Source organism: Georgenia satyanarayanai, assembly GCF_009193135.1.
Classification (GTDB): domain Bacteria; phylum Actinomycetota; class Actinomycetes; order Actinomycetales; family Actinomycetaceae; genus Oceanitalea; species Oceanitalea satyanarayanai.
This window is the reverse complement of sequence record NZ_VUKC01000005.1, coordinates 12,255-25,200: the sequence shown is the minus strand read 5'-3', so window position 1 is coordinate 25,200 and position 12,946 is coordinate 12,255. Positions and strand designations below refer to the sequence as shown.

10 protein-coding genes are annotated in these 12,946 nt (G+C 72.3%); 4 read left to right on the top strand and 6 right to left on the bottom strand.

Annotation, left to right across the window (positions count from 1 at the left end):
• Positions 1 to 239: 239 nt before the first annotated feature.
• Genes GD632_RS07740 through GD632_RS07720 form a run of 5 tightly spaced genes read right to left on the bottom strand, consistent with a single transcriptional unit; the run spans position 240 to position 7,851 of the window.
• Positions 240 to 1,145, bottom strand: coding sequence for an anchored repeat-type ABC transporter permease subunit (locus tag GD632_RS07740; RefSeq protein ID WP_152190633.1), 906 nt, complete (start codon positions 1,143 to 1,145; stop codon positions 240 to 242).
• Positions 1,145 to 1,933 carry an anchored repeat-type ABC transporter ATP-binding subunit gene (locus GD632_RS07735; RefSeq protein ID WP_152190631.1) on the bottom strand — a complete coding sequence of 263 codons (789 nt, stop codon included), beginning with the start codon at positions 1,931 to 1,933 and terminating at the stop codon, positions 1,145 to 1,147. The genes GD632_RS07740 and GD632_RS07735 overlap by 1 nt, the downstream gene beginning before the upstream one ends.
• Entirely contained in the window at positions 1,930 to 2,916 is a 987-nt protein-coding gene (locus GD632_RS07730; RefSeq protein WP_226924739.1) for a choice-of-anchor M domain-containing protein, read from the bottom strand. The genes GD632_RS07735 and GD632_RS07730 overlap by 4 nt, the downstream gene beginning before the upstream one ends.
• Positions 2,917 to 2,945: 29 nt before the next feature.
• On the bottom strand, positions 2,946 to 4,547 hold the full coding sequence (locus GD632_RS07725; protein WP_152190940.1) for an anchored repeat ABC transporter, substrate-binding protein: 1,602 nt from the start codon (positions 4,545 to 4,547) through the stop codon (positions 2,946 to 2,948).
• Between the two features lies 1 nt (position 4,548).
• On the bottom strand, positions 4,549 to 7,851 hold the full coding sequence (locus GD632_RS07720; protein ID WP_193311395.1) for a TIGR03773 family transporter-associated surface protein: 3,303 nt from the start codon (positions 7,849 to 7,851) through the stop codon (positions 4,549 to 4,551).
• Between the two features lie 241 nt (positions 7,852 to 8,092).
• Here GD632_RS07720 and GD632_RS07715 point away from each other — a divergent pair, with 241 nt between their 5' ends.
• From GD632_RS07715 to GD632_RS07700, 4 genes are read left to right on the top strand one after another with little or no spacing between them, the layout of a single operon-like run.
• Positions 8,093 to 8,806, top strand: a complete 714-nt coding sequence (locus GD632_RS07715; RefSeq protein ID WP_152190627.1) for a GntR family transcriptional regulator — start codon at positions 8,093 to 8,095, stop codon at positions 8,804 to 8,806.
• On the top strand, positions 8,803 to 9,822 hold the full coding sequence (locus tag GD632_RS07710) for an ADP-ribosylglycohydrolase family protein (protein ID WP_152190625.1): 1,020 nt from the start codon (positions 8,803 to 8,805) through the stop codon (positions 9,820 to 9,822). Before GD632_RS07715 ends, GD632_RS07710 begins: the two co-directional genes overlap by 4 nt.
• 44 nt (positions 9,823 to 9,866) lie before the next feature.
• On the top strand, positions 9,867 to 11,357 hold the full coding sequence (locus tag GD632_RS07705) for a purine-cytosine permease family protein (protein ID WP_152190623.1): 1,491 nt from the start codon (positions 9,867 to 9,869) through the stop codon (positions 11,355 to 11,357).
• Complete coding sequence (locus tag GD632_RS07700) at positions 11,354 to 12,292, top strand: PfkB family carbohydrate kinase (RefSeq protein WP_152190621.1); 939 nt, start codon at positions 11,354 to 11,356, stop codon at positions 12,290 to 12,292. Before GD632_RS07705 ends, GD632_RS07700 begins: the two co-directional genes overlap by 4 nt.
• A 47-nt stretch (positions 12,293 to 12,339) precedes the next feature.
• On the opposite strand, the gene GD632_RS07695 is transcribed toward GD632_RS07700, so the two are convergent.
• Positions 12,340 to 12,912 (bottom strand): hemerythrin domain-containing protein, encoded by a 573-nt coding sequence (locus tag GD632_RS07695; RefSeq protein WP_152190619.1) that lies wholly within the window; start codon positions 12,910 to 12,912, stop codon positions 12,340 to 12,342.
• Positions 12,913 to 12,946: the final 34 nt, after the last annotated feature.

Sequence of the window (12,946 nt, the reverse complement as noted above, 5' to 3'; positions counted from 1 at the left end):
CACTTCTCCGTCGATCCGGCGGGTGGTGCAGGAGTCGCCGGCGGCGAAGAAGGGCGGTCGCTCCTGCCCACGCGTCCGACAGGGACATACCCCGAGGACTCGCTTCGACGGACCTCTTGCGAGGTCCGGGCCCCTCATCAACCCGACCCGACGAACTCTCGCCAACCACGTCGACCACGTCCGTCGGCGCGACCGCGATGGCTGTGACATCGGGCCGGGTTGCCCTCAAGGACTCTCGGTCAGGCCGCGACCGGCTCCCGGACCGCGCGCTCCTCGCCGTCGGCGACAGATCGCTGCGCGAGCAGCTTCCCGAGCAGCCCGTGCCGGGGCGCCAGCACCCAGGTGAGGACGAAGACCGCCGTCGCGAGGAGCACGATGGTGCCGCCCGTGGGGATGTCGACGGCCCAGGAGAGGTAGAGACCGACGAACGCGCACACCGCACCGATCGCCGGTGCGAGGACCATCATGAGCCCGAGCCGGTCGGTGAGGAGCCGTGCCGTCGCCGCCGGGACGACGAGCAGCGCGATGACGAGGATGTTGCCGATGACCTGGACCGAGACGACCACGGACACGGCGACCATGACGTAGAGCAGGATGTCGAGCGCGAGGATCGGCAGGCCGGCCGAGCGGGCCATCTCCCGGTCCAGGCTCACCGCGACGATCTCCTTGTGGAACAGGAAGGCGAGCAGCAGCATCGCCACGCCCGCCCCCGCGACGACGTAGACGTTGGAGTCCGGGATGCCGGTGATGGAGCCGAACAGGAAGTTCTGCAGCGAGCCCGAGTAGCCCGGCGCGCCCGAGATGACGACGATGCCGAGCGCGAAGGCGCCGACGAAGAAGATCCCGATGACGCTGTCCTCCTTGAGCCGCCGGTTCTGGGAGAACACCGCGACGAAGACCGCCGTGAGGACGCCCGCGACCATGCCGCCGACGACGAGGGAGCCCTGGAGGACGAAGGCGATCGCCAGGCCGGGGAAGACCGAGTGCGCGACCGCGTGGCCGACGAAGACCATCCCGCGCAGCACGACGTGGCTGCCGATGACGCCGCAGACGACCGCCGACATGACGGCGACGAGCAGCGCCTTGGGAAGGAAGGAGAGCAGCGGGTTGCCGAGGTCCTGGAAGAACTCCACAAGGCTGAGCATCAGCGCACCCCCAGCGCGGTCAGCAGCGGGGAGTCGGGGCGGAAGCCGAAGGCCCGGATCCACACGGCCGGGTCGGTGAGCTCCGCGGGCGGGCCCGAGGCGACGACCGCCTGGTTGACGAGGTAGAGGCGGTCGAAGGTGTGCATGGCTCCGGCGAGGTCGTGGGTGGTCATGAGCAGGGCCCGGCCCTCGTCGCTCAGCGCCCTGAAGAGGTCGGTGAGCAGCTCCTGGGTGGGGATGTCGAGGCCGGTGAAGGGCTCGTCGAGCAGGAGCAGCCGCGGGCGCAGCGCGAGCGCGCGCGCCACGAGGACCCGCTGGCGCTGGCCGCCGGACAGCTGGCCCACGGGCCGGTCGCGCAGGTCGGCCATGCCGACCCGCTCGAGCGCCTCGTTGACCGCGCGGAAGTCGTCGACCTTGGCCCGGCGCAGCCAGCCGATGGTCCCGACCCGTCCCGAGAGGACGACGTCGTGCACGCTGATGGGGAACTCCCAGGCAAACTCGTGGCGCTGCGGGACGTGGCCGACCGTCCGCCGGGCGGCCCGCGCGCTGCTGCCCGAGACGTCGACGTCACCCTCGCGGACCGGGACGAGACCGAGCACGGAGCGGATGAGCGTCGTCTTCCCGGCACCGTTGGGCCCGATGAGACCGACGAGCTCCCCGCCCGCGACGGACAGGTCGACGTCACGGAGCACCGGTCGGCCGCCGAGGTCGACGGCGAGGCCGCGCACGGTGAGCTCGGCGCCGCCCGCCCGGGTAGCGGGCGCGGCGCTCTGCTGCGTCGTCGTCATCGCTCATCACCCGGCTCGAGCGCCGCGCGGCGGTCACGCCGCGAGCGCATGACACCAGCGGCGACGATCGCGCCGAACACAAGCACGACGGCGGCGATGCCGATCGCGAGGAGCGGAGCGGCGCTGCCGCCCTCCTCCGCTGCGTCCTCGGCCGCCGGGCCGCCCGCGTCGTCCGCGGCCGTCGCCTCCTCCGTCGCCGACGCCGCGTCCGTCGTCGCCTTGCCGTCGTCGGTGGCCGCCTCCTGCCCGCCCGCGAACGTGGCGGCAAAGGCCTCGGCCGGGTCGGTGTCCTCCCCGACGGCGAAGCGCAGGACGGCGCGCTCGCCGGCGGTCGTGCCGTCGGTGAGCTCACCGCGCAGCTCGACGTCCACGAGGTAGGTGCCGGGATCGGTGAAGACCCAGTTCGCGTGCACGTGGGTGTTGGTGTCGGCCCAGATGTCCTGCGGCTGCGGGTCGTCGGAGGTCCACAGCAGCTCGGCGTCGGCGAAGTTGCCGCTCTGGAGGAACACGGTGAGCTGGCCGGGGCCCTGGACGCCGTGCAGGCGCAGGGTCATTCCGCGCACGAGCTGGTCGACGACCTCGGGGTCCTGACTGTTCCACCCGAGCCACGGCACCTCGTAGTCCTCCGTCTGCGGGATGACGTGGACGTCGGCGCCGGGCTCGGCGTCGATGAACGCGAACTGCTCGTCCTCGGGAGCCGGCAGCACGGCGGTGTCGCCGAGACGGAGCACGAGGTCGTCGAGCTCGCGCCACACGGGCGGCGCGCTCGTGTCGTCGCGGGCCAGCACGGTCCACTCGCCGTCGATGAACCGCGGGCCGATGTCGACGTGGCCGCTGTCGACGACCACCTGCGCAGTCCCGATCTCCTCCCCCCGGTCGACGTTCTGGTCGAGGCCGTCCTCGATGGACGCCGCGGCCGGTAGGACGGCCGTGAGCAGGAGGGCGGCGCCGGTGAGCGTGGCGAGGGCGTGGGGTCGGGACACGGGTTTCCTTGGTCTGGTGGTGGGGCGCATCAGGACAGGCACTCCCGCAGCGTGTCGGCGTTGAACCGCATCATCTCGACGTAGTTCGTCACGGTGTCGTCGAAGGTGTCCCCGTAGATGGGGCACACCTCGACGTCGAGGTCCTCGGCCGTCTCGACGAGCGTGGAGGAGCGGGCGATGAGGTTCGGCTCGAGGAACACGGCCGGGATCTGGAGGTTGCGGATCGTCTCGACGAGCCGGCGGCGCTCCTGCATGCTCGGCTCGGTCGCCGGGTTCGGGGTGACGAAGCCGGCGATGTCGATGTCGTAGGCGGCGGCGAGGTACCCGAAGGCGTCGTGCGTGGTGACGAGGTAGCGCCGCGACGGCGGGATCTGGGCGATCGTCTCCTCGACGTACGTGTCGAGCTCCTCGAGCTCGGTGAGGTAGGCGTCCGCGTTGGCGCGGTACTCCGCCGCCCCCGCGGGGTCGATCTCGCTCACCGTGTCCCGGATGATCTCGACGTAGGACTGGGCGTTGGCGACGTTCTGCCACAGGTGCGGGTCGATCTCCCCGTGAACGTGGGCGCCGAGCACCGCCTGGGGAAGCTGGTAGACCTGCTCGCCCGCGCGGCCGAGGAAGCGGAAGCCCGGGTCGGGCGGGATCTCGTGCAGCGCGCGGGTGGGGACGTCGATGACGACGTCGTCCGCCGCGTGGACCTGCTGCGTGAGCTCGCCGCCGCCGTGGGGGTCGGCGTAGACGTAGACCTCCCCCTCGTCGAGGTCGACGGCGAGGTCCGCGTGGCCCTGGGACAGCACGGTGGAGCCCTCGTGGCCGGGCACCGAGTGCGGGTCGACGCCGACGGCGAAGGTGAAGGTGGTCTCCGGGGCCACCGCCACCTCGGACCCGTCGTCGACGGTGAGGTCGGCGGCCAGGGTGAGCTCGTAGATGCCCGGCTCGGTGAAGGCCCAGCTCATGTGGGTGTGGGCCTCCGGGGGCAGGCTCGTCACGTCGTCGTCGTCCAGGCCGTCGCTCGAGTCGACGTAGAAGGCCGGGTTGCCGAAGGTCTCGGTGAGGTAGGCGACGAGCTCGCCGGGGCCGGTGACGTCGGTGGCGCGCAGCTCGACCTTGGAGGTGCGCGAGGCGCCGTGCTGCTCACCGTCGCCCCGCACCCGCAGGCCCAGCCACACGGTGTCGAGCGAGACGTTCTCCACGAGCGGGATGATCTCCGCCGCGTACTTCACCGCGGCCTCGGCGAGCGCCACGTTCGGGACACCCGCCGGAAGGTTGCCGTCGATCGTCCGGATGATGGAGTGGTCCTCGAGGAGCATGTAGTTGGAGAAGGCGGCGTCGGCGTAGACCACCGACCGCACGTCACGCAGCGTGGGCTCGTAGCTGTGCGGGTCGGCGCCCGTGGGGACGAGCTGGACGACGTCCATCCGGTCGCCGACGACGTGGCGCGCGAGGTCGGCGAGGATGCCGGTAGTCGCGAGGACCGAGAGCTCGTCCACTGCTGAGCGGTCCGCGGGGGTGCCGCCGCACGCGGCGGGGAGCAGCGTGCCGGCGGCGACAACGGCGGCCGCGGCGCGACGGCGGGAGCGGGGTGTCCCCGCCCCCCGCCCGCGGGAGGAGCCGCGGTGGGGGGCGGGGTGCATGTCAGGCGCGGGCACGGATCCGTCGCGAGACGAGGACCGCGACCGTGCCGAGGACGAGGCTGGCCAGTGCCGCGCCGAGCGGTGCGACGTCCGCACCCGTCTGCGCGAGCCGGCACGGCTCGCCGGAGGCGGTGACGCCCCAGCCGGGTCGCGGCGCGTCCTCGTCGGACGCGGCGTCACCCGTCGTCGTCATGGTGGCCGTCGTCGTCGTGGCGGCGGTGGGCGCGGCGGTCGACGGGTCGTCCTGGCCCACGGAGAAGCGGAGCGTGTCGGTCACGCTCTCGCCGTCGGCGCTCAGCGTGAACGTCACCGCGTAGTCGCCCGCTTCGGTGAAGACCCAGTTGCCGTGCTGATGGGTGTTGGCCGGGATGGTGTACGTCGTCGGGCCGCCGACGGAGTCGACGACGCGCTGGCCGACGAGGTCACCGAAGGTCCCGTTGAGGAACACCGCGAGCTCACCTGGCCCCTCGACGGACTCGAGCCTCAGCTCGACGCCGTCGGCGCCGGGACCGTTGACGACGGTCTCGTGCTGGGTGTTGAAGCCCAACCACGGCACGCCGGGCTCCTGAACCTGCTGGATCATCCACACGTCCTGTCCCTCAGGGGCGATGAACGCGAGCTCCGCGGGGACCGAGTCCGCCTCGCGGCGGGCGTGCTCGTCGTCGAGGACGAAGACGACGTCACTCGGGTCCCGCCACACCGGCGGTGCGGTGCGGTCGTCCTTCACCTGCATGGTGAAGGACCCGTTGACGACCGCGGGGCCGAAGTCGAAGTGGCCCTCGGTGCCGTAGGTGACGTCCGCCGGCGCGGAGCTGCCACCGGTCTGCCGGCCACTGGTGGACTGCCCGGAGCCCCCGGTCACTCCCGGGACAGGGAAGCACTGGGGCGCCCCGCCCGTGCCGTTCCCACCCGGGGTGGCGGGGCCGGGCGTGGGCCGCGGCTTCGGGGTGCCGGGGCCCGGGTCGGGCGTAGGCGCGGGGTCCGGACTCGGTTCGGGGTCGGGCGTCGGCTCCGCTGCTGCGAGGACCGTGACGCCGGCCCAGCCGACGAGCTCGTTCTCGGCGTCGACGACGGAGAGCCGGTGCGCGCCGAACGCAGCGGAGGCGGGGATCGTGGCGACGAACGTGCCGTCGTCAGCCTGCACCCAGCCGTTGGTGGCCGCGACCGGCTCGGAGTGGAGGAACGCTGCGGCGTAGCCGTCGCCCAGTGACGGAGCGGAGACGACGACCTGCTCGCCGGCACGCACCTGGTCCCTGTCGAGAGTGACGCCACCGCGGTTGTCGTGGGTGAGCTCGTCGTCCGCCGGCGCCTGCGGGGCCGTCGTCGGGACCTGGACGCAGTCGCGGTAGTCGGCGGGGAGGTCCTCACCGACGGTGAAGAGGTATCGGCCGGTGTTCGTCGTGCGCTCGGCGCCCGAGCTCGACACCGTCGCGCTCACCGTGAGGTAGTAGGCACCCGGCTCGGTGAAGGCCCAGTTCGCGTGGGCGTGGGCGAGGAAGTCCTGCTCGATGGTGCCGGGCAGGGCGTACCCCCCGTCGGCGAGCAGGGAGCCCACCTGGCCGAAGGAGCCGTTGGTCCACATAAGGACCTCGCCGGGCCCGTCGACCTCGCTGACGTCGATCTCGACCGTGTCGTAGTGACCGGCGAGCGGCTGGCTCTCCCAGCCCGGCCAGAGGAGGTCCTGGTTCTGGGCCAGGGGCAGGTGATGCACCGTCTCGCGCTGCAGCTGCGGCGGGATGGCGGCGACGGCGGGCAGCTCGACCCGGGCCGCCTCCTTGACGTGGAGCTCGACGTCCTCGGGACGTCGGATCTCGTGCGGGGAGACGGTGTCGTCCTTGAGGGCGAGCGTCGGGGCACCGTCGACCATGGAGAGGTAGAACGCGTCGACGTGGCCGCGGTCGATCCGGGTGTCCCAGCACTGTCCGGGCTCCGGGCTCGGCTCCGGGTCGGTCGGCTCCGGGCTCGGCTCCGGGTCGGTCGGCTCGGGCTCCGGCTCTGGGGCAGGGGTGACCTCGACGGTCACGGGCGTGGAGGTGACGACGTCGGTGCCGTCGATGACAACGGTCGCACGCAGCTGCTCGCCGTCGGTGTCGGCGGTCCCGGCATAGATGGCACCGGTCTGCCCCTCGACGGCGGACCAGGTCGCGCCGTCGTCGGTGGAGGACTCCCAGCGGTAGGTCGCGCCCTCGACGATCAGGTCGGGCGTGGCCGCGAGGGTGACTGTGGCGCCCTGCTCGTAGGGGTTGGCCAGGCCGTCCACCGTGAGGGTGGTCGGCAGCTCGGGCTCGGGTTCCTGGACGGAGAGTGCGACGGGCTCGGAGACGACGCTGGTCTCCCCCACCGTCACGACGGCGCGCAGCTGCTCGCCATCGACGTCGGCGGTGCCGGTGTAGGTGCTGGTGGTCTGGCCCTCGACCGTGGCCCACTCCCCGCCGGGGACGGCGGACTGCCAGGACCAGGCGACGTCGGCGACGTCGGGGTACTGCGCCGCGGTCAGCTCGACGACGTCACCGGTCGCGTACACCGCCGCCGGCGCGGAGACTGTCACGGTCTCGGGCACGCGGTCGAAGTCTCCGACGGAGAAGAGGTAGCGGGCGCTGTTGGTCCCGACCATCTCGCCAGTCGCCTCGTCGAGGACCTCGGCGCTCACCGTGAACCAGTAGTCACCCGGTTCGGTGAATACCCAGTTCGCGTGGACGTGGGCGAGCAGGGTCTGGGTGATGGTGCCCGGCAGCTGGACGTCGCCGCCGTCGAGCAGCGGCACGAGGTTCCCGAAGGCGCCCGAGGACCACAGGAACACCTCACCGGGACCCTCGACGTCGGAGACGTGGATCTTCACCGGCACGTCGTAGCTGCTGCCACCAAGCCCAAGACTGTCCCAGCCCGGCCACAGCAGGTTGTAGTCCTGCGAGAGCGGCAGGTAGTAGCCCGAGGTGCCGTGCAGCGCCTCGGGGAGGGCCGCCACCGCGGGGAAGTCGATTCTCGCCTCCTCCTTGACGTGGAGCTCGACGTCCTCCGGGGCACGCTGGACGTGGCTGCCCGTGACGTCCTCCTTGAGGTTGAGCGTCGGCACCCCGTCGACGAGCGTCACGTTGAACGCGTCGACGTGGCCGGAGTCGAGGAACAGCTCACGGTCGTAGGACTTGTCAGCGACCGCACTGGCCGCCGGCGTGACGGCGGTCTGTGCCGGCTGGGCGGCGGCCGCGGGGGCCGCGAGGCCCAAGGTGAGGGCGAGGAGGGCGAACAGGGAGGTCGACCGTCTGCGGTCGACAGGACGGCGGGTACCAGCGGGCGTCGGGGCCATGGGCATCTCTCAACATTCCAGCGCGTCAGCGCGTCGTGGGGGTAGACACCCGTCACCATAGCGGAACGATTCTCATTCTCATTATCGATCTCACTGCCGCGACCGTATGCACAGGCGCACTGCCGCCGGGGCCAGTGCTTCAGAGGTACCGAGGGCACCGCTTCAGGCAGATTCCGCATTCCGCGACCGCTCGGGTACAGCGCGCTTGACACTGCCGCTGTACAGGTATGAACATGTCCACATGCCCCGCCCCCCAGTCGCGTCGACGCGACGTGAGCACATCGTGCACACGCTGCGCGACCGCATCAGCGCCGGTGAGCTCCGCGCCGGACAGCGCCTCGGCAGCGAGAGCGCCATCGCCGCCGAGTTCGGCGTCTCCCGCGGTACCGTCCGCCAGGCGCTCCAGGACCTCCAGCGGCTCGAGCTGATCGCCACCCGCGCGGGCGTCGGCTCCTTCGTCACCTTCGACGGCCAGCCGCTGGACGCCGACGCCGGGTGGGCGCGCGCGCTCACCGCCGCCGGCGCCGAGGTGACCACCGAGATCCTCGCCATCACCCTCGAGCAGCAGGCTTCACTCCCGGCCGAGCTGGACGGCCGCGACGTCGTCGTCGTCAGCCGCCGCCGCCTCCTCGCGGGCCGGCCCGTCTCCTACGAGCGCGCGACCGTCCCCGCGACCGGACCGCTGCGCGAGCTGCCGACGACCGGCCTGGTCGACGACTCCCTCACCGCCACGCTGCGGGCCGCGGGACTCGCGCCCGACCACGGCACCCAGGACGTGCGGGTCGTGGCCACGAGCCCGGAGGTCGCCGCCGTCCTCGAGCACGAGCCCGGCACCCCGTTCCTCCACACCACCCGCACCTCCTACGCGAGGAGCGGTGAGCTCGTCGAGCACGTCGAGTCCTTCCTCGACCCCGCCCACTTCAGCCTCCACCTCACCTTCGGGGAGCCCGCATGACGGACGTCCGCGCCCGCGCCCTCGGCGCACTGACCGGCCTCGCGCTCGGCGACGCCCTCGGTATGCCGACCCAGTCGATGTCCCGGGAGCGCATCGCGCGCGAGCTCGGGCCGATCACCGGACTCCTCCCCGGACCGCCCGACCAGCCGATCGCTCCCGGCATGCCCGCCGGGTCGATCACCGACGACACCGAGCAGGCGCTGCTCGTCGCCCGGCTCCTCGTCGACGGTGACGGCCGGGTCGACGCGCGCGCCTTCGCCGACGCCCTCATGGCCTGGGAGCGGCGCATGCGCGACAAGGGCTCCCTCGACCTCCTCGGCCCGTCGACCTCGGCCGCGATCTCCGCCATCGCCGCCGGCGGCGACCCGGCCGAGGCCGGCTCGGGCGGGACGACCAACGGCGCCGCCATGCGCGTGACGCCCGTCGGTGTCGCGGTCTCCTCGAGCGACCCTGACGCCCTCCTCACGGCCGTCCACGACCTCAGCTTCGTCACGCACAACACCGGGCTGGGGCTCTCCGCGGCCGCGACCGTCGCCGGAGCCGTGTCCGCCGGCATCGACGGCGCGAGCCTCCGCGAGGCCATCGACCTCGGCCTGGCCCTGGGGCGGCGGGCCGAGCACCTCGGCCGCTGGGTCGCCGGCGCGTCGATCCCGGCGCGGGCCGAGTGGGCGATGCGCCAGGCGCGGACGATGACGACGGCGGAGCTCGCCGACTTCCTCAGCGACGTCGTCGGCACCTCCGTCCAGTCCCAGGAGTCCGTCGTCAGCGCCCTGCTCATCACCCAGCACTTCCGCCACGAGCCCTTCGACGGGCTGTGCTTCGCGGCGACCATCGGTGGGGACACCGACACCGTCGCCGCGATGGCCGGCGCCATGCTCGGCGCCCACGTCGGTGACGCCGCGTTCCCCGCCACCGCCGTGCAGACCGTCGTCGACGTCTCCGGCATCGACCTCGCCCGGACCACCACCGAGCTCCTCGACCTCCGCGGCGCCCGGGCTCACGCCGTCGCCCCCTGACGGCCCAGACTCCCCCGCTCATCCCATCCAACGAAGGGTGCACCATGCCCACGCAGCCCGCCGCCCAGCCGACCGCGACCGAGCAGGCGCAGGACGTGATCCTGTCCAAGTACGAGCAGCGCGGCATCGAACCGGTCCCACCGTCCGAGCAGCAGGGCAACCCGCTCGAGCTGTTCTGGGTGTGGTTCGCCGCCAACCTCTCGATCCTCGGCATCCCCCTCGGCGTCACGCTCGTGGCGCTGGGGCTGAACATCTGGCAGGCGCTTATCGCCGCCGTCGTCGGGGCCTTCGGGTCCTTCGCGATCGTCGGCGTCATCTCCATCGCCGGACGGCGCGGCGGCGCCCCGAGCCTCACCCTGTCCCGGGCGATCTTCGGGGTGCGGGGGAACATCGGCCCCACCCTCGTCTCCCTGGGGTCGCGGCTCGGCTGGGAGACGGTGAACACGACGACCGGCGCCTTCGCGCTGCTCTCGCTCTTCGCGCTGCTCTTCGGCACGAACCCGGACGCCAAGCAGGTGCCCGTCCTCGCCCTCGTGTGCATCGCGATCTTCGTCGTGTGCACCGTCGCCGTGTCCGGCATGGGCCACGCCTTCCTCGTCACCGTGCAGAAGTGGGCGACGTGGATCTTCGGGGCGCTGAACATCTTCGTCGCCGCCTACCTCGTCACCACCGTGGACTGGGCCCTGGTGACCTCCGCCCCCGCCGGCCCGGTCTCGGCGGTGGTCATCGGCATCGGCACCATCGCCGCTGGCACGGGTATCGGCTGGGCGAACGCCGGCGCGGACATGGCGCGCTACCAGTCGGCGCGCGCGAAGGCCGGCTCGCTCGTGCTGTCCGCCTCCGCGGGCGCGGGCATCCCGCTCGTCATCATCATCGGTCTCGGCGCCATCCTCGGCGCCGGTGACAGCGGCCTGGCGAGCGCGGGTGACCCCGTCGCAGCCGTGCGCGGCGTGCTGCCAGCCTGGGTCGCGATCCCGTACCTCGTCACCGCCTTCGGCGGCCTGCTGCTGTCCAACCACCTCTCGGTGTACTCCGCCGGGCTCACGACGCTCACGCTCGGCATCCGCATCAAGCGCGTCAACGCCGTCATCCTCGACGTCGTCGTCACCACCCTCGGTGCCATCTACTTCATGCTCATCTCGGAGAGCTTCTACGGCCCGTTCATCACGTTCATCTCCCTGCTCGCGGTCCCGATCACCGCGTGGGTGGGTGTGTTCGTCGTCGACATGCTCGGCCGGCGCAGCTACGACCCGGACTCGCTCATGGACCTCACCCGCTCGTCGGGCTACTGGTTCCGGGGTGGCTTCGAGTGGCGTTCCACGGTGGCATGGGCCGTGGCGATCGTCGCTGGCTTCCTCTTCACCACCGCGCGGGTCAGCGAGAGCGAGGTGTGGTTCACCGGCGCGCTCGCCGACACCTGGATCGGTTCCAACGGCCTGGCTTGGGTGGCCACGCTCGTGCTCTCGGCCGGGCTGTACGCCGTGCTCGGCGGCGCCCGCGCCGGTCACCGCGACCCCTCGGTGACGGCGCGATGACCGGCCGCGTCGTCCACACCGGCCAGGCGATCGTCGACGTCGTCATGCGGGTCGCCTCCGTCCCGGCCCCCGGCTCCGACGTCTTCGCCAGCGACTCCGCCCTCCTCGTCGGTGGCGGGTTCAACGTCATGGCCGCCGCCCGCCGTGAGGGGGCACCGGTGGTCTACGTCGGCGGGCACGGCACCGGACCGCTCGGGGACCTCGTCCGCGGCTCGTTGCGGGCGGAGGGCGTCGAGGTGCTCCTGCCCGAGCACCCCGCCCTCGACACGGGTTTCTGCGTCGCGCTCACCGACGACGACGCCGAGCGCACCTTCGTCTCGACCGTCGGTGCCGAGGGGCACGTCCCCGTCGACGCGCTCGACGACGTCGTCGTCACCGCCGGCGACGTCATCTACGTCAGCGGCTACTCCCTCCACCACCCGGCCAACGCCGCGATGCTCGCCCGTGCACTGCCGCGGCTGGCCGGGGCGGGTGAGATCGTCGTCGACGCCTCCCCGATCATCGGTGACGTCCCCGCCCAGGCGCTGCAGACGCTGCTCGACGGCGCGACGCTCTGGACGGTGAACGAGCGGGAGGCGCGGGTACTGGCCGAGCGGGTGCTCGGCCAGGTCCCGGAGCTGGCCCCCGAGAAGCTCGCGGGACGGCTCGCCGAGCGGCTGGGGACGGTCGTGCTGGTGCGCGTGGGACCGCAGGGCTGCTGGGTCGCCCGGCCTGGCGGGCGCCCGGCGCTCGTGCCCGGCATCACCGTCACCGCCGTCGACACGAACGGCGCCGGCGACGCCCACACCGGTGTGCTGTGTGCCGGCCTCTGCGCCGGCACGCCCCTGGAGGAGGCCGTCGCCAGGGCCAACGTCGCCGCGGGCATCGCGGTGACCCGCCCCGGCCCGGCGACGTCACCGACCGCCGCCGAGATCACCGCGCAGCTGGCGGGGTAGCCTCCGGTCCGTTCTCGCGCCGCGACGATGGGCAGGAACTCGGTGGGTCAGGCGTCGGTGGTGCGGCCGGAGAGCTTGTCGCGCAGCCGGTCGATGAAGCCGACGCCGGGGCCGAGGGTCTTGTGGAAGAGCTCGGAGTGCGGGGCGCTGGGGTGGGGCCGGGTGGGCGCGGCCTTCATCGCCGCCTCGACCTTCTCGCGCAGCTCGACGAGCTCCTCCCGCGGGATGTGCTGGCGGAGCTTGGGGAACTGGTCGGTCTCCTCGTCGTTGGCGTGGTGCTTGAGCATGCCGTGCATCTCGCGCACCTCCTGCAGGAAGCGGGGGTCCGCGGAGTCGAGGTCCTCGATGCGCTTCATGACGTCGACGAGCTCGTCGTGCTCCTTCTTGTCGTGCTCGACCTCCTCCTTGCCGTTCGGCACGTGCTTCTCGACCGCCGGGTAGACGTGCATCTCCTCGGCGACGGCGTGCCGCATGACCTCCGCGATGAGCGTGTCCGCGAGGTCACGGCGCTCCTTGGGGTCGGCGGTCTCCTGGATCGTCTCGAGCAGCGCGATCATCAGCGCGTGGTCGTTGGTGAGGAAGTCGACGACGTCCTGCTCGGCGCCTGGGGTCTGGCTCATGGAAGTGCCCTCCTGTGTGTGCGTCGTTGCCTTG